Here is a 20,871-nt window from a genome sequence, read left to right as displayed (position 1 = left end):
TGATGTTGAAAAAGAGGTGAATGATCATGGCGAAAAAGGATTCAAATTTTCAAGTAAGATTTATGTCCCTTGCATTTCGAGGAAAAGAAATATTTAAACCTTTAAATACAGGTTTTATTGATAAAAGAGTTAGCTGTATCAGAGAGTATGTAGCTAATATTTATTTTTATACAAAAGATGGTCATACCATTATGATTGATGCAGGATATAACTATGACAGGCTTGCGGAAAAAATGCGTTGGATTAATATTCATCCAAAAAATATAAAAGAGATTTTAATTACTCATCAAGATACAGATCATGTTGGAGCTATTGAAAAAGATAGTGTTGGATTATTTAGTGAATCAACCATATATATTGGAAAGACTGAAAATGAGTATTTAGAAGGTCGCAAACGGCGTAAAATCTTTTGGGGATTATGCAAATTACCTCAGGTACATATTGATAATAAAAAAGTTTTAATTAATGATAGTCAAGTATTTTATATTGGAGACATTAAGATAGAAGCTTTTCTGGTGCCGGGACATACTTGGGGCCATCTTGTCTATTTGATTGATGAAGCTTATCTGTTTACAGGAGATACCATTTGGTTTGGAGCGGATGGTGGCTACGCATTTTTAAATACTCTTGCAGAAAATGGACGACTTCAAATTCAATCACTGAAAAAATTGGAAGAAATACTTAGAAAAAGAGACCTTAAGTTAAAAATTATTACAGGGCACACCGGCTGGACTGATGATATAGACTTTGCTTTTGCTCATACAGATGAGATTTGTAATTCATTAAGGCGAAAACCAAAAGTTCATGATCCTGAAGCTCCTTATGATGGTTTTGATGAAAGGGAGGATACAGAAATAAAAGCAAGAAATGGCTTTCTAAATAAGTGTTAGAGCAGTATTTCATATTGGGTTATATACGCTAATAGTCGTGTTAATAAAGCGATGTATAAATACTTTCATGAGATTGATCAGAAAATAGCACTTTATTCTAAAAATGGGATTTTTAGATTGGAATAGCATGTTGAGTATTCCATTCGTGGCTCAAGAATTAGTCAGTGATTGATGTTATCATGGAATTGACAGGGAAGGAATTTTAGGATGAATAACGATCATTTTGAACAATTAGAATTAAAAACAACGATTAAAGAAGAAAAAGAAGGATACTATCAATTTGAAGAAACAATCTTTTATGGCGATAAGGGTGGAATGTTAGCAGATGTTGGTACCATTAATGGAATGAAAGTGACAGATTTAAAATATGATGAAAATGAAGTTCTTTGGCACAAAGTAGATGGAATATTAACCGATCCAATTGAAATGAAAGTAGATCGAGAAACTCGTTATCTTAACACAAGTGTCCAAACTTTATTTCATGCCATGGATGGGTATTATCGTCGTAAAAAAGATAAATATATTATTGCGATTGGTGTTCAAGCGATGAATCAATGGTATGAAGTTAATGAAACGGTGGATGAAGAAGAATTAAAAAATATCCAAGCGTATATGGATAAGGTGATTTGGGATGATGTACCTGTGGAATTTTCTTATATCAAAGGAAAGGATTATCCAGATCTACGCTACCAAGGACATGATTTTGTTCGAATGGTTAAGGTTGGAGAATATGATAAACAGCCATGTGGAACTCTTCACGTGAATCACACCAGTGAAATTGGGTCGGCTGTTGTTTTGGGGGTCGAAAAAACTTCACGTGGAACAAGAGTTTTGTGTACCGTTGGGCCAGCTACGAAGAAACGTTTCCAAGCAGAACATCAATACTTACTAGAAGCCAGTAGGCAAGCAGGTGTCAAAGGATCTGAATTGAAAGAACGTATCGAAAAGCTTCAAACGGATTTAAAAGAAAAGAATAAGAGTGAACAAGTTTGGAAAGAGAAAGTTTTGGCTTTTGAATTGGAGAGGGTGAGAACATCTGATGAAAAGGTAATAGAGATAGATGGGTTTACCAGTAAAGAATTAGCTTCTTCACTGAATTCTTTCTTGAACAACGGAGTTGAAAAAGCTTTTGTTTCGAAAGTAAATGGTGAAGTGCATGTGGCTTTAGGATCCGGTGAGGGACAGGCAAGGGAATATCTGAAAAAGATTCAAGAAAGTTTGAATGTTCGTGGTGGTGGATCGCCTAAGTTGGTTAGTTTCCAATGTGATGAATCTATTGAAAAGGTTTTAAACAAATTAAAGGAAGTTCTGAATTGAACTTCCTTTAATGGGATAGTGAGTGATAAGGGACTCGAACCCATGACCCCTTCCACGTCAAGGAAGTGCTCTCCCAGCTGAGCTAATCACTCAAGATAGAGACTAAAAAGTCTCTATTTTTTTGACTCTAAAAATTCACTAATCAACCATTTGTCATCAACTTTTTTAAGAGAAAGTTTTGTTGAAAAGTCTTTGTAAGTGGAAGTGGACTCTATGGAGTCTACGGTTTCTTGTAAGTATTTCACAAAAGCTGTTCCCATTGCTTTTTTAGCTTCTACTTCTCCTTTTTCCTTCCAAATCTTAAGAAATTCAGTTTGATGAGAAATGAATTTTTTTTGAAAAGTTTTTAAAACAGATCCTATTTGACTGATACCATTGATTGAAACATCTACAACGTATGTATCATTATTTTTTTCTATCTTATTAATTTTGTAAGATTTTACCATTTTATCAAATAATTGGCGAAGGATCTTTTTTAATTGATTTTTTTGATCTTCCGTGATGGTAAAAAAGTCTTTGCTTAATTTATCGATATTGAGTTCTTTATCAAGGTTGTCTATGGCTTTTCCGGCTTTTTGGGTCATGAATTTTCTGCAAGTGACATAATCTCCTTTTTCAAAGGAATTCAAGAAATTTTCCGCTGTCTCTTGAACAGATTCTTTTTCTGATTTTGGTTTTGGTTTTGCGGTGTTACCTTTACAACCCAAAAGGCCAATGGAAATGACTAGAACAAATAAAACTTGAACTATTTTTTTCATGGTATCCCCCTCGCCAGTATTGTAGCAGAAGAATCATCAAAATTGACATTTTTATCCATTTCATTAAGAATGAGACCGCAAGGAGATGAAACATGAAAAAAGTAGCGTATATTGGAGCAGGACCTTCTGCTTTATTTGGAGCACAATCTTTATTAAACAAAGGAGACTATCAAATTTCTATTTATGATAAAAACGCTCGTTCAGGTGGGGCAACTTATACAGGTATCCCAAGTTGGCGTTTTAGCTTAGCTTTTATGGATAAATTGGAAAATGAGTTAAAAGAAAAGGGAGTTGAATTTTATTACCATACGGAAATAGGAAAAGATATCTCTTTTTCGAAACTTCGGGAAGAGAATGATGTTGTGGTTGTCGCTATTGGCGCTCAGGTGGAAAATTTAGCGGGTTTTGAAGCAGGAAGTGGTTATGAAGCCGGTTTGACTTTGTTGTATAACTTAAATATTCTTCATCAAGAAAAGAAATATCAAGAAAGATATCATCAAGCAATTGTTTGGGGTGGTGGTAATGTAGCGATGGATTGTTGCAGAAGTTTAAAAAGAATTTTACCGGATGTGAAATTGATGTATCGACGTTCGCAAGAAGAGATGCCGGCCAGTAAAGGAGAGGTAAAGGATGCTATTAAAGAAGGAGTCGATTTTCATTATCTTGAAAATATTGCAGAGATTGTTCGTGATGAAGCGGGTGATGTAATAGGCGTTCAAGCGGATACAATGGTTCTTGGAGAAAAAGATGGAAGTGGACGTGCTTCCGTTCATGTACAAGAGGGTTCTAAGCATTTTATTCCGGCAAATTTAGTCGTTGCGGCAGTTGGACAAAAGGTTGATTTTTCAATTTTAGATCAAGAATTAAAGATTCTTTCTAAGAGTGAGCATAAAACCAGTTTAGAAGGGGTTTTTGTTTGTGGTGATGCTTTATATGGACCAGCTAGAATTGGAAATGCGATGAAAGATGGTAAAGCTTGTAGTGAAGAAGTGTTTGAGTATTTAAAATAAAAGGGTTTGAAAATAGGTTGGTTTATCAGTTGTAAAACATAGTATTCTTAAAAGGCAATCGGTAGATATTGCCTTTTATTTTGCCTTTACAGATGGATAGAAATTCGTTAGAATATCAAGTACGCGGATATGGCGGAATTGGCAGACGCGCTAGACTTAGAATCTAGTTCCTTGGAGTGCAGGTTCGACCCCTGTTATCCGCATTTAGTTAAAAAATCCCAGTAAAATAGGGATTTTTTTATTTTTTGACAGGATTTTGACAGGATTTTTCTTTGTTTATATTTGATGGACTTAATGGCATTTCTCTACCAAAAATGTATTTTCCAGGAGGTATAAAGATGAGCGATATAAAAGATTTCCTTGAAACACTAGCTTACTTGTTTGCGATAGTTCTAGCAATTAAGGAAATCTCAAGTTGGAAGAAGAGGAAGTAATTCCTCTCCCTTTCCTAGTTCATTTTAACATAGTATGGAAAAAGGTGTAGGTATTATTGCGGTAGCAATTATTTTCTTTATTTATTTTAAAAACAAAAAGAAAGGAGATAAATAGTGGGAACATTTAATCAAAGAGAATACAATGCTAAATGGAGAGAGGAAAATATGATGAGAGTTTTGGCTACTTATAAAAATGATTTTGTGTTATCTTTTCGTAAAGCCTGCAAAGAACTTGAAATTTCTCAATCTGATGTGATCAGAAAAGCCATGGAAGACACAATTAAAAAATGGAAAGGTGGAAAATAATCTGCTTTTTTGGTGACAGAATTTTTCAAAAGTGCTATTTTTTGAAATACATGAAAATGCAGTATTTAAGCAGTTTATTCAATATTAAAAAACGCTATGATAGTTCTTTGATGTCCGCATTTAGTGAAAAAATCCCAGTAAAATGGAACTTTTAATGCTTATTTGATTGATAAGTGGGAAAAAGGAAGTAGCCTTTTTTCAGTTGGGATAGTTAATATCTTCGGAATAGAATATATGCTTAATTTTATTGATTGATACATCGAACTTACATCTTATTAATTAATTCAGATACCACAAAATAAGCCAATGTAATTCCGGCTACGGCTGGTACAAAAGGAGAAGAACCGGGAGGCTTTTTGTTTAAGTTGAATATTTCTTTAAAATAAGTTGGTTTAATAGGAGGTTCAACACTGTGAACAACCGGTAGGGAAATAATTTTTCTTTTTCGCAGTTCATGGCGTATGATTTTCGCTAAAGGATCGTGTGTTACTTGGAATAGATCGCTAATTTGAACCTTGCTTGGATCCATGCGATTGCCACAACCCATGGCAGAAATGATGGGAATCTTTTTTTCTTTTGCACGAATAATTAATTCTACTTTGGCGGATATGGTATCAATAGCATCAATGATGTAATCGAAGTGATCTAGAGGTAATTCATCCGCATTTTCAGGTAAATATAACATGGGGTAAGTATGAACTTTTATATCAGGATTGATAGCTAACAAATGTTCTTTCATTACTTCTACTTTGAGATGATTGATGGTGTTGGTTGTGGCAACATATTGGCGATTGATATTATTCAAAGTGACATGATCGTGGTCTACAATGGAAATTTCACCAATACCACTACGAGCTAAAACGTCAATGGCATGGCCACCAACGCCACCAACTCCAAAGACACAAACATGTTTCTGGTGTAAGCCTTGAATGCGATCTTGACCGATTAAAAAGGCGGTTCTTTGAAATAATTCTTCATTCATAATTCTATTCTATAATGAAAGAAAAAATTGTGTTAGACTTTTCAAAGCGGAAAAAGAAAGGAGGCATGGTAATAATGGGTAAGAAGGAGAATAAAACGAATGCCCTTCGTTTGTTAGAACAAGCGGGAATCGGTTACGATTTACATGAATTTAATGTGGATGAAAAGATTTTAGATCATCAAATTAATAATAATCGTGAAAATGTTTATAAAACATTGGTGACACAAACCAACACTAAAGAATATGTTGTGTTTGTAGTACAGGTGGATCAAACATTAGATTTGAAAAAAGCCGCAAAGGCAGTGGGAGCAAAAAAAATTGAAATGGTCGCCCAGAAGAATTTATTGGGATTGACAGGTTATGTGCATGGTGGATGTTCGCCAGTAGGAATGAAGAAATCATTTCCGACTTTTATAGGTCAAAGTTGTTTGAAATATGACAGAATTCTATGTTCAGCCGGAAGAGTGGGTTTACTAATGAAAGTGGATAGAGAATCGTTAATCAATTATGTTCGGGCTAAAGTTGTGGATGTCGAGATGAGACAATAGTGTTATAATACGGAATATGAAGAAGAATTTAGTGAAAATTTTGACCATTGCAATAGCAATTTGTTCGGGTGCCGTGCATGTGCAGGCTGAACCAAGTTATGATGATGTAGCGTATTGGACAAAGAAATGTAGTCGAGCTGTTCCTAAAGCAAGTGATGTGCAAGCTTGTAAAGCTTTTCGTTCTCATTTGGCTTCTAAATCGGAAGATTTAAATAAGCAATTAAAAGATATTAAAGATAATCTGTCACAAAAAACAAAAGATATTGCTAGAAATCAAAAGATAATTGATGACTATGCTAAACAATCAAAAGAGGTTCAAGCAAGGATCGATGACATTTCTGGTAAAATTAAGGGCTTTGAACAACAAATTTCCGATCTGCAAAAAAGTATTGACGAACTGTTGATTAAAATTGCTGATAAACAAAAAATCATTGATCAAATCAAGCAAAAGTTAAAGAAACGAATGGTGGAGAAACAACCTACTATGCGTATGAACTACATTGTGGAATTGATTTTAGGAGCAAAATCGTTTGATGAGATTCTACGTATTTTAAGTGGGCTGGATGCTATCGCAAAAAGCGATCAAAGTGTTCGAAATGAGTATTTGTCCGCCATTGAAGAACTGAATAAGGAAAAAACCGATTTAGATAAACAAAAAGCAGATCGAGAAACGGCGAAAAATAATTTGGATACACAGAAGAAGAATTTGGATGTGGAAGTTAAAAATATTATGCTTTTAAAAGCAAGAGCGGAAGCTGTTCAGGAAACTTATGAAAAACAAGCTGCTCAGTTGGAGTCGCAAGGGAATAGAATTGCCGGGGGTATTGAGGAAATCAAAAAGAAAATGGCTAGTATTGTTACCCGCTTAGAACAAGTCCCGGATACTAATCCAAATGGGACTACACAAAAGCCGTTCAATACAGCTAGTGGTTGGACAAGACCCGTCAATGGCGCCTATCGCTCAGCAGGAACTTGGTATTATGCTGGTGGTGGTGTACATTTGGGGTATGATTTTGCGGCGGCGGTAGGAACCCCGGTGTTGGCAGTGGGTAATGGCGTTGTTTTGAAGTCGACAGATGGTTGCCCGACAATTGGTGGTCTTGGTAGTTCTTGTGGCCCTGCTCATGGAGGCTCTTATGGTGGTGGTAATCAAGTCTACTTATTAACGAAGATTAACGGGAATTTATATGCAGTGAAGTATCTGCACTTGCAACAAGGTTCACCGATTTCTACCGGAACGGTTGTTTTAGCTGGGCAACAAATTGGTCGTCTTGGTTCTTCGGGTAATTCTTCGGGACCTCATTGTCATGTTGAGATTTTCTATCTAGGAAATGCCAGCAATTTTGTAAATTACGCACGAAACTGGAATGGTGATTTAGCCTTTGGAGCCGGTTGGGGTTCAGCTGGCGTTTCAAACAATTGTGATAACCGAGGTGGTCGAGCTCCGTGTCGTGTTCGTCCGGAAAATTTCTTTGGTAATTAAGAGATTGAAAAAGCCTTCTGTATAGAAGGCTTTCATTTACTTAAATTTGATGAAAAAAGATTGAAGTTTTCGCTTAATCTTACGAGATAATTCGAAAACTTTTTTTTGTGTGGGATTGAGCACAAATTCAAATTGACCAATTTCTTCAATAAAAGTAGAATTCCATTGATGCTTATATTGATAAAGAGAATAACCGATATCCCAATCATGAGGTGTGGTTAAACCTCCAAACCCTAAGAAGTCAAAGGCTTTATGACCATTTTGTTTTGCTTGTTGGATGGCATGAAACAATAGAGAATCTAAAGGACTTAAGCTTTCAATAGAGTGATCTCGATAATAGTATTTTCCATAACTCACATGACCATCATCAAAAATCATTCCAACTGCTAAAACAGGTTCATTTCCTTTTGTTTTTTGAAGTTCTATAGCTTCTTGATAGTGTTTCAAAGCGCTGGAGGCTTCGTTAGGATTGTCAGATTTTGTTTTCTCCAATAAAACGGAGAGGTATTTTTCCATTGGTAAGATGGTTTTATAAAAATGAACATGGCCTTTGAAGGCATCATAAATGGCTTCATAAAAGGAAAGGGAATGACGAATGACTTCTTTGGTTTTTCCAAGGTCATTTTCCAGACGAACGAATTCTTGAATTTCATTTCGATTGGCTTCTAGGGTGTATAAATGAAATTTCTCATTTTTCTTAATACTTCTTTTTCGTAAGGTACTAAAGCCTTTAAAGATGGATTCAATAGGTTGGTCTAATTTGGTGATTAATGTAAAACGATTGGAAAAAGAACCATCGTAGGCATAAGTGTAACCATGGTGTTTAAAACCAATTTGATCAATATATTCCGTTACAAATTCATTGTTTTCACCACCCTCTATTTCATGACCGTCAATAGTTCGCTCCATACGCAAAACATTGGGATCAATGGTGATGAACATTGCTTTGTCTTTTTTGGCGTAATCTTTTAAAGAAGAAAGAACTTGATTGGTTAATTTTTTGTCTTGATAATCAACACATGGTCCTTTTGGAACATAGAGAAAATGACCGAGTAGTGTTTTTTTAACCAGCAACATCGCTGTGGCGACTAATTGATTATGCTCGAAAAAGCCCAACATCCGATAAGGATTGTGTTCGGTTTTCTGGATAAATTCACCCCACATAGATGTCTTTTGAAAGTGGGAATAGGGATGGTTTTGAACGAACGCATTAAACTGTTGAGGATCGTCCATTAGTTTATAAATCATAAGGTCTCCTTGTTAATTGCAGAAATTATTATACTTGATTTTAGAGTGGATAGAAAACAAAGACTTGGGGGTAGTTGGAAATAATGTGGCTATGTTATAATTATCGACATGAACGGAAAAATGATTAAAAATATAAGCTGTGTTGTGATTGGGACCTTTTTATTGACAGTTTCCGTCCAATTTTTTATCTTACCCTATCATATTCTTTCAGGTGGAGTTGCCGGATTAGCGGTTGCTTTCAATCCTTTTTTTCATATCAATGAAACTCTTTTTGCGAATGTGTTAGTGGTTGTTTTATTTGTGATTGGATCATGGGCTTTAGGAAAGGATTTTGCCATTAATACAATGGTGAGTTCTTTACTATATCCGGTGTTTAATAGTTTATTGTCACAGGTATCTTTATCTATTGAAATACCAATGATTTTAGCTTCTTTTTATGCCGGGTTGATTGGTGGTACTGGAATTGGACTTGTGATGAGAACGGGTGCCAGCACTGGAGGGATGGACGTGCCCCCTCTTATTTTTCACAAATATTTCGGAGCAAGGATTTCTGCTTTGGTGATTATAACGGATGGTTTGACAGTGTTATTAGGAATCATGGCGTATGGATTGTCGGCAGCCTTGATTGGTCTGGTTTCTGTTTTTGCGACAGCGACATCCATTGACCGAGTTTTAAGTTATGGACGTGGATCCAGGGCAAAATCCGTTCAAATTATTTCAGAGCATTGGGAAGAAATTATTTTAGAAATTTCAAAGCGCCTACAGCGTTCGGCGACGGTGATTCAAAGTACGGGTGGCTTTACAAAAGAAGTGAAACCAATGGTTTTGTGTGCGGTATCTGACAAGCAGTATAGTGAACTAATGACGATCATTAATGAAATTGATGATAAAGCCTTTGTGATTACCACTGACGCCTCGGATATGCATGGAGAAGGATTCACATATCCTTCCATAGGAATTTAAGGAGCAGTTTTATGATTGAATGCAAGAATGTCTATAAACGCTACAAAAGTGGTACAAATGCCTTGTATGATGTCAACATGAGCATTGAACAAGGGGAGTTTGTTTATATCATTGGCCCAACGGGATCGGGGAAATCCACATTAATTAAGATGTTTAATGCGGAAGAAGTACCGACTAAGGGTGAAGTCAAAATGATAGGAATCAATGTAGGAAAATTGAGAAGACGTCAGATTCCTTTGTTTAGAAGAAATATTGGAGTTGTTTTTCAAGATTATAAATTATTGCCGGCAAAAACGGTTAGTGAAAACGTGGCCTATGCGTTAGAAGTGATCGGAATGCGCAAACGTCAAATTCAAATGCGAGTCAAAGAGGTATTGTCGGTCGTCGGTTTGGAAGATAAAGGCAATTCTTTTCCGAATCAATTATCAGGAGGACAGCAGCAACGCGTTGCTATTGCAAGAGCTATTGCCAATCGTCCAAAAGTATTGGTAGCGGATGAACCAACGGGTAACTTGGATCCGGCTAAATCAGATGAAATTATGGAATTGTTGAAACGCATTAATAAGATATATGGCTCAACGATATTGATGGTGACACATGATTTAACGATTGTGAATAAGTATCGTAATAGAACCATTGTGTTGGAACATGGTCATGTGGTGGCCGATTTGAAGGAAGGAGGTTATGTTCATCATGATCAGTAGACCTTTTAAAGAAGGCTTTAGTGGCGTGGGACGTCACTGGGCGATGTCTATTTCTTCCGCTTTGGCGGTCACGATTACGTTGATGATTATTAGTTTGATTTCGACCCTTTCCATTAATTTAGAAGCATTTACGAAATCTATTGAAAATACTGTGCAAATTTCGGTTCAGGTGGATTATGCGGCAGAAGGAAATGAAGCGAATATTAAGAATCAAATTATGGCGATTGATGGTGTTTCAAAAGTGAATTTTTCTTCGAAAGCTCAAGAATTGGAGTATTATTTAAATTCTTTTGAAGATGAAAAGACGAGAAAGATCTTTGAACCATTTAAAGAAGATAATCCGATGCATGATTCCTTTTATGTGGAAGCAAAATCCGGTGATAAAATTGAATCGATCGCAAAAGAAATTCGTAAGATTGAAGGTGTTTATTCTGTGAATTTTGGTGGTCAAAGTACCATTACCTTGGTGACGGCAATGAATGGTATTCGTCGTTCGGGTTTGATTCTAGGAGTGGGATTAGGAGTTTTGGCTATTTTCTTGATTCAAAACACGATTCGTTTGACTATCTTTTCGCGTCAGGATGAGATTACAATTATGAAAAATGTTGGGGCAACCAACCATTTCATTCGAAGTCCTTTCTTGATTGAAGGAATGTTGATTGGTATGATGGGATCTGTTATTCCAATTGCAATGACAGTTTGGTCATATATTTATATTTACAACAAAACAAATGGTATTTTATTATCGAATTTGTTTAAATTATATAAACCAAATCCATTTGTGATTTATGTTTCCTTAGCTTTATTGGCTGTAGGAATGGGTGTTGGTTTGGTGGGTTCATTTATTTCCGTGAATCGTTATTTACGACAACATCGTTAAAGCCTCGGAGAAATCTGAGGCTTTTGCCCTAATAGAAAGTAGGTTTTTATGGAAGATTTAGAAAAGTCAAATACAAAATTAATCCCTCTTCAGAAACATATTTTTCAAGAGGAAGCTTTACAGAAATCATTAAAGAAAGAAAAGAAATTAAAAAAGATCATTTTTTTAGCGATGGTTCTTTCTTTGACACTAGGATATGTGGGGGGATCTATTTTTCCATCCAATGCTTTGAATCATATAAGAACGAAAATTCAAGAGGATCAATCTGTTTCAGGGAATAAGATCAATGCGGTTTTGGACATTATGAAAAACGGTTGGTTTTTTGGAAAAGATGTGAAAGATCTTTCTTCTCGTTTAGAAGATCAAGCCTTAAAAGGAATCACTAACAATAAAGAAGACCGTCATACAGAATATATGACGAAGGAAGAAATGGAATTTTTCAGCAACCAGCTGAAACGGCGATATGTTGGAATTGGCATTCAGTATCTTCAAAGTAATGGAAAGGCACTGGTTCAAAAGGTTTTCCGTAATTCACCAGCTGAGAAGGCGGGTATTCAGGTGGGCGATTTCATCCATAAAGTGAATGGGGTTCCTCTGGAAGGTAAAAGTGCTAATGATGTGAAAGCTTTGGTGATGGGAAAAGAAGGCACCAAAGTTGTGGTTGAAGTGTTACGCGGATCAAAAACCTTGTCTATTGAAATTATTCGTGGATCGGTTTTGGCTTCTACATATGGAAAAGTGATTGATGATAAGACTGGTTATATTGAATTATTTCAATTTGGTGAAAGCACGCATAAGGAGTTAAAACCTTATTTAGATGAGTTTGAAAAGAAAGGTATTTCTAAATTGATACTTGATTTAAGGGATAATGGCGGTGGCTATTTAACCACTTTAAAGGATATTGCTTCTTATTTTTTAGCTCCTGGAACATTAGTGATGAAACAAGTTTATTCAGATGGAAGTCAAGAAGCCATTTATACGGCTGGGAAACCGTATAAGAATATTCAACAAATTGTGGTATTAGTGAATGGTAATACCGCTTCAGCTTCCGAAGTATTAACATTAGCTCTTAAAGAACAGAGAAAGAATGTCACAGTGATTGGAACGAAAACTTATGGAAAAGGAACCGTTCAAGTGAGTCGAAGCTTTCAAGATGGATCAGCCATCAAATACACCACAAGCAAGTGGGTTTCACCAAAAGGGGAATGGATCAACGGAAAAGGGATTGAACCGGATATTAAAATGGATTTGGCTGATGTTTTGACCAGTGAACAACCTAAATTTAAGGAAGGATCCATTCTGAAAGAAGATTCTGTTTCAGAGGTAACAAAGTATAGTCAAAAAGCCATGACTTATTTAGGCTATCGACCGGGAAGAACGGATGGTTATTTTTCTGAGCAAACTAAGAAAGCTGTTTTAGCCTTTCAGCGTAAAGAAGGTTTAGAGGTGACAGGAACCATCAATCAAAAAACCTATGGAGCACTGCTTTCACGGCTGGTGTATGTTTATAATACGGATAAAACAAAAGATAAAGCCTATCAAAAAGCCTTAGAGGTTTTACATGGATGATCGTCCATTTGAGTTGGTATCTACATTTAAGCCGACAGGTGATCAGCCGAAAGCCATTGAAGAATTGGTGAAAGGTGTTTTGTCCGGTAAAAAAGAACAAGTTTTACAAGGAGCAACGGGAACAGGTAAGACTTTTACGATGGCGAATATCATTGCAAAGGTAAATAGGCCGACTTTGATTTTTTCCCATAATAAGACATTGGCAGGGCAATTGTATTCTGAATTTAAGGAATTGTTTCCTTACAATCGGGTGGAGTATTTCATTTCTAATTTCGATTATTATCAACCGGAAGCTTATGTGGCACAAAGAGATATGTATATTGAAAAAACGGCTGCTATCAATGATGAATTGGATATGTTTCGAGAGTCTACCATTAATTCTTTGTTAGAAAGAAGAGATACGATTGTAGTTGCTTCGGTGGCTTGTATTTATGCGGCGAGCGATCCGAAGCAATACAAAGATATGTTTTTTACCATCCGAGTGGGGGAAAGTTATAACCGTAACGCATTATTAAGACGACTAGTGGAAATGCAGTATGGACGTAATGATGTTGATCAAGTTCGCGGTTCAATGAGAGTGCGAGGAGATGTGATTGATTTAACACCTTCTTTTACAGATCAATTCAATATTCGAATTGAATTGTTTGGGGATGAAGTGGATCGAATTACAGAAGTAGATCCGACTACGGGTACAACATTGAATGCTTATCAATTTTATAATATCTTTCCCGCCTCCGGTTATGCACGTAATAAAGAGTCGATTTTGCGGGCTTGTGATGCAATTGAAGCGGAATTGGAAGAACGATTGAGGTATTTTAAAAAGCACGATAAATTATTGGAATATGAGCGTTTAGAACAAAGAACCCGCTTTGATATTGAGTCTTTGCGAGAGAATGGTTATGTATCCGGTATTGAAAATTATTCTTTTCATATTGATCATCGTAAGCAAGGACAAAGACCTTGGAATTTGTTCGATTATTTCCCGGAAAATTTTTTGATCATGGTGGATGAATCACATGTGTCCTTGCCACAAATTCGAGGAATGTATAATGGTGATCATTCTCGCAAACAAACGTTAGTGGACTACGGATTTCGGTTGCCAAGTGCTTTGGAAAACAGGCCAATGAAATGGGATGAATTTGAGGCGATGATCCCGCAAGTCATTTATTGTTCAGCGACGCCTGGGGATTATGAATTGGAAAAAGTGCATAACCATGTAGTGGAACAAATCATTCGACCAACGGGCTTGTTGGATCCGGTAGTTGAAGTTCGTCCGACGAAGGGACAGATTGATGATATTTGTATAGCTTTGGATGAGCGAATTCAAAAAAAAGAAAAGGTTTTAATTACAACCTTGACGGTTCATATGTCCGAAGATTTAACTTCTTATCTTAAAGAACGAGGATACCAAGTGTCGTATATTCATCATGAGACAAACACCATTGAGCGATCGCAAATCATCCATGATTTACGGATTGGCAAATATGATGTGGTGGTCGGAATTAATTTATTAAGGGAAGGATTGGATATACCGGAAGTTAGTTTGATTTGTATATTGGATGCGGATAAAGAAGGTTTCTTGCGATCGAAACGGTCATTGATTCAAATTATTGGTCGCGCAGCCCGTAACGCAAATGGACATGTGTATATGTATGGGGATACTATAACTGACTCGATGAAAGAAGCCATAGAAGAAACGAATCGTCGCCGTTATATACAAGAAACGTATAACAAGGAACATCATATTGTACCAAAGACTGTTCAAAAGTCGATTGGTGATGTGATTCGTGGTAAGGAAACACAAGAAATGGCCAGCCGATATATTCGCAAGAAAGCAAAGATGTCGAAACAAGATACAGCAACCTTGATAACTCATTTAGAAGCGGAAATGAAAGAAGCTGCGGCTAATTTGAACTTTGAAAGGGCGGCTGAATTGAGAGATATGGTTTTGGAATTAAAAGCAGAATCGGCTTGAGGGTGAAGAGATGAATTATCAAGAATTATTAGCGAAAAATGCTAAGAAAATGCGACCTTCGGGAATTCGTAAATTTTTTGATTTGGTTTTGGAAATGCCGGAATGTATTTCCTTGGGAGTGGGTGAACCTGATTTTCAAACTCCTTGGGTCATTCGTGAGGAAGCGATTCATAGCTTGGAATGGGGATTGACAAAGTATACAGCTAATGCCGGTTTAAAAGAATTAAGACAGGAAATTTTACAATATCAAAAAAGAAAATATAACTTAGATTATCAATTGGAAAATATTTTTGTGAGTGTGGGTGGTAGTGAAGGAATTGATGTAGCTATTCGAGCTTTGGTGGAACCGGAAGATGAGGTTATTTTACCGGAACCTTGTTTTGTGAGTTATGAGCCTTTGGTGACATTGACTGGCGGGATTCCAATATCCATTGAAACGAAAGAAGAAAATGAATTTCGTTTAAAGGCACGGGATTTAAAGAAAAAGATTAGTCCGAAAACAAAATTGTTAGTTCTTTCTTATCCTAACAATCCAACGGGAGCCATTTTAGAAAAGAAAGATTTACAAGAACTTGCAGATGTATTGAAAGACACAAACATAACGATTCTTTCGGATGAAATTTATTCGGAATTAGTGTATGGGAAAGAGGGCTTTCATTCCATTGCCCAAATACCGGGAATGAAGGAAAGGACATTAATCATCAATGGTTTTTCTAAAACATTTTCGATGACAGGGTGGAGATTGGGTTATTGTCTGGGACCTAAAGACTTGATCCAAACGATGACAAAAATTCATCAATCATCCATCATGGCAGCCCCTACTATCAGTCAATATGCAGCGATAACAGCCTTGAAAAATTGCGATAAGCAAGTAGAACAGATGCGCCATCAATACGATTTGAGAAGGCAGTATTTGGTTAGAAAATTGAACCGAATGGGATTGAAGACGTTTGAGCCAAAAGGAGCTTTCTATGTGTTCCCAAATATTTCAATTTTGGGTTTAACATCGGAAGAATTCTGTGAAAGGTTATTGGAAGAAGAACACGTTGCGATTATTCCAGGAACGGCTTTCGGGCAATCAGGAGAAGGATTTGCAAGAATCTCATATGCTTATAGCTTGGAATATTTACAAGAAGCCATGAATCGTATTGAACATTTTTTAGAGGTACATAAAAGGGGGTCGTCATGATGGATGAAAATAAAGTGTTGGAGTTATTAATTCAAAATCCACGAGCTGAAATCACTTTTTTGGCAGATGTTCTTGGAGAAAGTGAAGAAACCATTGAGCAAGCTAAGAAAAAACTGGAAGATGAAAAAATTATTTGTGGATATCACACTATTGTGAATTGGGATCATACCAATTTAGAACATATTGATGCTATGATTGGTGTTTCAGCCAAACCACAAAATAATACAGGCTATGATAAGATTGCGGAAAAGATTGCTCGTTATCCGGAAGTATCCTCTATTTTTTTGATGAGTGGTAATTTTGAGTTTCTAGTGAATGTGAATGGAAAAACCATGAGAGAAGTGGCTGAATTTGTGGGCTCAAAATTAGCTCCAATTGAAGGAGTGGCTGCAACGGTGACAATGTTTACAATGAAAAAATATAAGGTCAATGGCATTCTGATGGATCTTCCGAAACAAAAGGAAGATAATCGCTTACCGATATCAGCCTAATTTAAAAAAGGGGTATTCACTTTTAAGTATATATATGCTAACATAGTACGGCGAGTGGATTAACCACTCCTTGCCTGAAAAGGCCATTAGACCAGAAGGAGGTGTACACATGAGAAAATATGAAGTAATGTACATCATCAAGGAATCTGTTGAAACAGAAAAGCGTGGTGAATTAATGAACCAAATTGCTGGTTTTTTAACGAACAACGGTGCTGTTATCACCAAGACAGACGAATGGGGAATGAGAGATTTCGCCTATGAAATTGATGATATGAAAAAAGGTTACTATGTTGTGTTGAAGTTTGAAGCTGATAACGCAGCAGTCAAAGAATTTGACCGTTTGATGAGTATTAATGTAAATGTGGTTCGTTTCATGATTACTCGTGATGAAGCGGCTGAAGCGGAGGCTAAGTAATGATCAATCGTGTTGTGCTTGTCGGTCGTTTGACCAGAGATGTTGAAGTCCGTAAAACTCAAAGCGGCATTTCATCAGCTCGCTTTACAATCGCTTGTGATCGTCGAGTGAGTAAAGATGCCAATTCCAACCAACCAACAGCTGATTTCATTAGCTGTGTGGCTTGGCGTCAATCGGCGGATTTCTTGGGGCAGTATGCTCGTAAGGGAAACGTGGTTGCCTTGGATGGTCATATTCAAACCGGCAGTTACGAAAGAGATGGGCAAAGGATCTATACTACTGATGTGGTTGCGGATTCGGTTCGTTTGATTCGTGAACAACGTTTGGAGACAGGGACATATCATTCAAATGATTCGAGTGATAGTCAACCATCAAATAATTTCTCCAATCCTTTATCAAATGATTCGGGATTTGGAGATGATGATTTCGGTAATGGTGGATTTGATTTATCCACAGATGATTTACCATTTTAGAAAAGGAGACCAACATGGCTTTTAGAAAACAAAGAATGGGTCGTCGTAAGGTTTGTTACTTCACAAAGAACAACATCAAATTTATTGATTATAAAGATGTTGAGTTGCTAAAGAAGTTTATTAGCCCTAATGCTAAGATTACACCACGTCGTGTAACGGGCACTCGTGCTAAATATCAAAGACCATTGGCTATTGCAATTAAGCGTGCTCGTCAAATGGCTTTATTACCGTACGTAGCTGACTAATAATAGCGATTAAGTGAATTGAAGTGAAGCTTGTTTAGACACTTTAATGGATAGACAGGATGAGGCTTGATTCCTTGCTTGACAAGGAGTTAGGTCTTTTAATTTTGTTTGAATCTTTTCTTTGTTGTCATAGTGTATATATTCAGTTGTGTCTATTATGACATGATTGAAACGATTTTTCTTTTAATATATTGAAACAATTGGTCTATTACTGTTCTTGAACAGTGGAATTGGACAGGGATTCTAAAAAAAGGTTTATTTTTGTACATTATTATTTGCATTTGTGGTTTCTCTTAATTTAGTAGGCTTTTATGCTAGAATTTGAATAGAAAACATACATGTTCAAAATAGGAGGAATTATGAAATTTTTAGAAGACGCAAGACGTTATGAGAAGGATATGATTGAAGATATTCGTTCTTTAATGGCGATTGAATCGGTTCGTGATGATGCAAACGCCGGTCCTGGTCAACCTTTTGGACCAAATATTCGTAAAGCTTTGGAAACGATGCTTGAAATTGGGAAGCGTGATGGGTTTAAAGTGAAGAATGTAGATGGCTATGCAGGGGTTGTTCAGTATGGTGATTTGGAAGAATCGGTTGGCGTTTTAGGCCATTTAGATGTGGTTCCATTAGGGGATTTAGCGGATTGGCATTTTGACCCTTTAAAAGGTGAAATAAAAGATGGCTTTATTATGGGACGTGGTAGTGCGGATGATAAAGGGCCAGCTATTGCGGCATATTATGCTCTTCGCATTTTAAAAGATCATGGTTTTAAATTGAAACATAATATTCAATGTATCTTTGGCACAGATGAAGAAACTACTTCAGCGGGTGTTTTGTATTATAAAGAACATGAGAAAAATCCAATCATGGGAATCGTACCGGACGCTGATTTTCCTTGTATTTATGCCGAAAAAGGCATTTTAGATTTCCGTGTTTATGGTAAGGTCAATACTTGTATTCAAGAGATGAAAGCTGGGAATGCGTATAATGTTGTGATTGGAAAAGCAGATGTGATTGTCAATCGTTCCTTAGAAAAAGAGTATTTTGAAAAGTTCCTATTATCGCAACACATAACAGGAAGCTGTTATGAAGATGAAAAGGGAAGTCATTATCATATTGATGGTAAGCCTTTCCATGCCTCAAAACCATATCATGGTGTCAATGCGGCAGTCAAAATGTTCCAATTCATCGGAAGTTGTTATCAAGATGAATTTTCTTTGAAGGCTAGTCATATTTTAGCGGATCATTATGGTGAAGGATTTGGTGTGGATTTTAATGGGGCTTATATGGGGCCATTAACCTTTAATTTAGGTAAGGTGACTATTCATCAAGGAGAAATCGATATGTTCTGCGATTATCGTTATCCTAATGAATGCACCGGTTCAGAATTGTTTGCACAAAGTGCTAAGGTAGTGAGAGAACAATTGGGATTGGAAGCCGAAATTTTTGATGATTCCAAGTGGCTTTTAAGTGATCCGAATAGTGAATTGGTCAAGACGGTTATGAAACATTATCGGGAAATGAGTGGGGATACATACACTCCTGCTTTGAGTATTGGCGGAGGTACTTATGCTCGTACGTTTGAAAATTTTGTGGCTTGTGGACCGGTTTTCCCAAATCGTCCTTATCCTTCTTGGGTAGCAGGGGAGCATGAAGCGGATGAAGGCTTTGAAATCGAAACGATGTTAAGAGCTTGTGCGGTTTATGCGAATATTCTTTATGACTTGGCTTGCGAAAAGGATTGAGTGTCAAGAGCTATCTGGTGGGAAACTATTGATCATGATTTGAAAAAACCCATTTCAAATGAGGAGCATTTTTCCTTGCCAAGGAAAAGATATTTATAACGTTCACTAAAAATGAAATTTTTCTGAAGAAGTCCTTTCTTTTATGGTGGATTCAACACCATTTTATGAGAGGCTTTTTTATGATATTACGGTCGTTATGGTCTATCAGTTTCGATGGGGCTTAGGAGATAAAAAGAAAAAATAGATAGTATGTGTTGACTCTTGTTTTTAGGTGGTGTAGATTATTTAATAAGGTATACCTAATAAGGAGAAAAACATGAAGAAATGGATTGTTTCAATACTAAGTGTATTGATGCTGATGGCTTGTGGTAAGCCAAATACCAATACCACAAAATCGACAGACAAGAAATTAAAGGTGACGGTAACCACTTCTTTCTTACAAGATATGGTGAATCAATTAGCAAAGGACTATGTTGATGTTCAATTGGTCATTCCTGCTGGAGAAGATCCTCATACCTATGAAGCAAAACCAGAGGATCATTCAAAGTTAAAGAATGCTGATTTGGTTTTATATCATGGACTTCATTTTGAAGGAAAGATGGTTGAATTATTAGAATCTGTTAAGGGACAAGCTGTTACAAAGAACTTTGATAAGAAATCTTTATTAACAATGGAAGAAGATGGCTCTAAGATTACCGATCCACACTTCTGGTTTGATGTAGAGCTATATAAGAAGGCTACTGTTGAAGCAGCTCGCAGTTTGAAAGAGAAGTTGCCAAACCATAAGGATAAAATTGAAGAAAACTTACAAGCTTACCTTAAGAAACTAGATGATTTGAAAAATTATTGTCAAACTCAAATCAATTCCATTCCTAAGCAGTCACGTATTTTGGTGACTCCACACGATGCGTTTAGCTATTTTTCAAGACAATACGGAATTGAAGTGAAAGCTCCACAAGGGGTTAGCACGGATGCCGAATTAAGTACGAAAGATATGGCTAAGACAGCTCAATTTATTGTTGATCATAAGATCAAAGCTATTTTTGCGGAATCGACAACTGATCCGGCTCGTATGGAAAAATTAAAAGAATCTTGTGCCGCAAAAGGTTGGAAAGTCAAGGTTGTTAAGGGTGAAGGTCAAGAATTGTTTAGTGATTCTTTGGCACCTAAAGGACAAAAGGGAGATACCTATATTGACATGGTGAAGATGAATGTTGATTTAATGGTATCGAATTTGAAGTAA

General features: G+C 36.5%; 22 protein-coding genes and 2 tRNA genes. 19 read left to right on the top strand and 5 right to left on the bottom strand.

Features of this window, described 5'->3' with window-relative positions:
* Positions 1 to 26: 26 nt before the first annotated feature.
* Positions 27 to 890 carry an MBL fold metallo-hydrolase gene (locus HMPREF9013_RS01585; RefSeq protein WP_006626620.1) on the top strand — a complete coding sequence of 288 codons (864 nt, stop codon included), beginning with the start codon at positions 27 to 29 and terminating at the stop codon, positions 888 to 890.
* Positions 891 to 1,097: 207 nt separating this feature from the next.
* Complete coding sequence (locus HMPREF9013_RS01580) at positions 1,098 to 2,207, top strand: alanyl-tRNA editing protein (protein ID WP_006626619.1); 1,110 nt, start codon at positions 1,098 to 1,100, stop codon at positions 2,205 to 2,207.
* 19 nt (positions 2,208 to 2,226) lie between these two features.
* On the opposite strand, the gene HMPREF9013_RS01575 is transcribed toward HMPREF9013_RS01580, so the two are convergent.
* Positions 2,227 to 2,299 (bottom strand) — tRNA-Val (locus HMPREF9013_RS01575).
* Positions 2,300 to 2,320: 21 nt separating this feature from the next.
* On the bottom strand, positions 2,321 to 2,791 hold the full coding sequence (locus HMPREF9013_RS01570; protein WP_156780616.1) for a hypothetical protein: 471 nt from the start codon (positions 2,789 to 2,791) through the stop codon (positions 2,321 to 2,323).
* Positions 2,792 to 3,057: 266 nt separating this feature from the next.
* On the opposite strand from HMPREF9013_RS01570, the gene HMPREF9013_RS01565 reads away from it, so the two are divergent.
* From HMPREF9013_RS01565 to HMPREF9013_RS01555, 3 genes are all read left to right on the top strand, one after another.
* Positions 3,058 to 3,975: an FAD-dependent oxidoreductase gene (locus tag HMPREF9013_RS01565; protein ID WP_006626617.1), complete on the top strand. Its 918-nt coding sequence runs from the start codon at positions 3,058 to 3,060 to the stop codon at positions 3,973 to 3,975.
* Positions 3,976 to 4,098: 123 nt separating this feature from the next.
* Positions 4,099 to 4,178: transfer RNA gene (locus tag HMPREF9013_RS01560), tRNA-Leu, on the top strand.
* A 345-nt stretch (positions 4,179 to 4,523) separates the two neighbouring features.
* The gene (locus tag HMPREF9013_RS01555; RefSeq protein ID WP_006626616.1) at positions 4,524 to 4,715 is read left to right on the top strand and encodes a hypothetical protein; all 192 of its coding nucleotides are present in this window, start codon (positions 4,524 to 4,526) and stop codon (positions 4,713 to 4,715) included.
* Positions 4,716 to 4,980: 265 nt separating this feature from the next.
* On the opposite strand, the gene HMPREF9013_RS01550 is transcribed toward HMPREF9013_RS01555, so the two are convergent.
* Entirely contained in the window at positions 4,981 to 5,697 is a 717-nt protein-coding gene (locus tag HMPREF9013_RS01550; protein ID WP_006626615.1) for a tRNA threonylcarbamoyladenosine dehydratase, read from the bottom strand.
* A gap of 74 nt (positions 5,698 to 5,771) precedes the next feature.
* Here HMPREF9013_RS01550 and ybaK point away from each other — a divergent pair, with 74 nt between their 5' ends.
* Together ybaK and HMPREF9013_RS07160 are read left to right on the top strand one after the other, a co-directional pair.
* Positions 5,772 to 6,245, top strand: coding sequence for a Cys-tRNA(Pro) deacylase (gene ybaK, locus HMPREF9013_RS01545; RefSeq protein ID WP_006626614.1), 474 nt, complete (start codon positions 5,772 to 5,774; stop codon positions 6,243 to 6,245).
* Positions 6,246 to 6,261: 16 nt separating this feature from the next.
* Positions 6,262 to 7,728 (top strand): murein hydrolase activator EnvC family protein, encoded by a 1,467-nt coding sequence (locus tag HMPREF9013_RS07160; protein WP_006626613.1) that lies wholly within the window; start codon positions 6,262 to 6,264, stop codon positions 7,726 to 7,728.
* 36 nt (positions 7,729 to 7,764) lie between these two features.
* Here HMPREF9013_RS07160 and HMPREF9013_RS01535 read toward each other — a convergent pair whose 3' ends face one another.
* Positions 7,765 to 8,976, bottom strand: coding sequence for a lipid II:glycine glycyltransferase FemX (locus tag HMPREF9013_RS01535; protein ID WP_006626612.1), 1,212 nt, complete (start codon positions 8,974 to 8,976; stop codon positions 7,765 to 7,767).
* A 108-nt stretch (positions 8,977 to 9,084) separates the two neighbouring features.
* Here HMPREF9013_RS01535 and HMPREF9013_RS01530 point away from each other — a divergent pair, with 108 nt between their 5' ends.
* The 10 genes from HMPREF9013_RS01530 (at position 9,085) to rpsR (ending at position 17,880) form a co-directional block, all read left to right on the top strand.
* Positions 9,085 to 9,939 carry a YitT family protein gene (locus HMPREF9013_RS01530; RefSeq protein ID WP_006626611.1) on the top strand — a complete coding sequence of 285 codons (855 nt, stop codon included), beginning with the start codon at positions 9,085 to 9,087 and terminating at the stop codon, positions 9,937 to 9,939.
* An 11-nt stretch (positions 9,940 to 9,950) separates the two neighbouring features.
* Entirely contained in the window at positions 9,951 to 10,643 is a 693-nt protein-coding gene (gene ftsE / locus HMPREF9013_RS01525; RefSeq protein WP_006626610.1) for a cell division ATP-binding protein FtsE, read from the top strand.
* On the top strand, positions 10,633 to 11,523 hold the full coding sequence (ftsX, locus tag HMPREF9013_RS01520) for a permease-like cell division protein FtsX (protein ID WP_006626609.1): 891 nt from the start codon (positions 10,633 to 10,635) through the stop codon (positions 11,521 to 11,523). Before ftsE ends, ftsX begins: the two co-directional genes overlap by 11 nt.
* Positions 11,524 to 11,571: 48 nt before the next feature.
* The gene (locus HMPREF9013_RS01515; RefSeq protein ID WP_006626608.1) at positions 11,572 to 13,092 is read left to right on the top strand and encodes a S41 family peptidase; all 1,521 of its coding nucleotides are present in this window, start codon (positions 11,572 to 11,574) and stop codon (positions 13,090 to 13,092) included.
* Entirely contained in the window at positions 13,085 to 15,067 is a 1,983-nt protein-coding gene (gene uvrB, locus HMPREF9013_RS01510) for an excinuclease ABC subunit UvrB (protein WP_006626607.1), read from the top strand. Before HMPREF9013_RS01515 ends, uvrB begins: the two co-directional genes overlap by 8 nt.
* A 10-nt stretch (positions 15,068 to 15,077) precedes the next feature.
* A complete protein-coding gene (locus HMPREF9013_RS01505) occupies positions 15,078 to 16,256 on the top strand; it encodes a pyridoxal phosphate-dependent aminotransferase (protein ID WP_006626606.1) in 1,179 nt (392 codons plus the stop codon).
* On the top strand, positions 16,253 to 16,747 hold the full coding sequence (locus tag HMPREF9013_RS01500; RefSeq protein ID WP_006626605.1) for an Lrp/AsnC family transcriptional regulator: 495 nt from the start codon (positions 16,253 to 16,255) through the stop codon (positions 16,745 to 16,747). Before HMPREF9013_RS01505 ends, HMPREF9013_RS01500 begins: the two co-directional genes overlap by 4 nt.
* A gap of 109 nt (positions 16,748 to 16,856) precedes the next feature.
* Positions 16,857 to 17,162, top strand: coding sequence for a 30S ribosomal protein S6 (rpsF, locus tag HMPREF9013_RS01495; protein ID WP_006626604.1), 306 nt, complete (start codon positions 16,857 to 16,859; stop codon positions 17,160 to 17,162).
* A complete protein-coding gene (gene ssb / locus HMPREF9013_RS01490) occupies positions 17,162 to 17,635 on the top strand; it encodes a single-stranded DNA-binding protein (protein ID WP_006626603.1) in 474 nt (157 codons plus the stop codon). The genes rpsF and ssb overlap by 1 nt, the downstream gene beginning before the upstream one ends.
* A gap of 14 nt (positions 17,636 to 17,649) precedes the next feature.
* Positions 17,650 to 17,880, top strand: a complete 231-nt coding sequence (gene rpsR, locus HMPREF9013_RS01485) for a 30S ribosomal protein S18 (RefSeq protein WP_006626602.1) — start codon at positions 17,650 to 17,652, stop codon at positions 17,878 to 17,880.
* Positions 17,881 to 17,889: 9 nt separating this feature from the next.
* Here the strand turns inward: rpsR and HMPREF9013_RS07700 are convergent, their stop codons facing one another.
* Positions 17,890 to 18,018: a hypothetical protein gene (locus HMPREF9013_RS07700; protein WP_408610310.1), complete on the bottom strand. Its 129-nt coding sequence runs from the start codon at positions 18,016 to 18,018 to the stop codon at positions 17,890 to 17,892.
* A gap of 221 nt (positions 18,019 to 18,239) precedes the next feature.
* Here HMPREF9013_RS07700 and HMPREF9013_RS01480 point away from each other — a divergent pair, with 221 nt between their 5' ends.
* Positions 18,240 to 19,628: a Sapep family Mn(2+)-dependent dipeptidase gene (locus HMPREF9013_RS01480; protein WP_006626601.1), complete on the top strand. Its 1,389-nt coding sequence runs from the start codon at positions 18,240 to 18,242 to the stop codon at positions 19,626 to 19,628.
* 316 nt (positions 19,629 to 19,944) lie between these two features.
* Positions 19,945 to 20,871, top strand: a complete 927-nt coding sequence (locus tag HMPREF9013_RS01475; protein WP_006626600.1) for a metal ABC transporter solute-binding protein, Zn/Mn family — start codon at positions 19,945 to 19,947, stop codon at positions 20,869 to 20,871.

Source organism: Bulleidia extructa W1219, from assembly GCF_000177375.1.
GTDB lineage: Bacteria > Bacillota_I > Bacilli_A > Erysipelotrichales > Erysipelotrichaceae > Bulleidia > Bulleidia extructa.
Note: the sequence above shows the minus strand (reverse complement) of the source record. Positions and strands in the feature narration are given on the sequence as shown.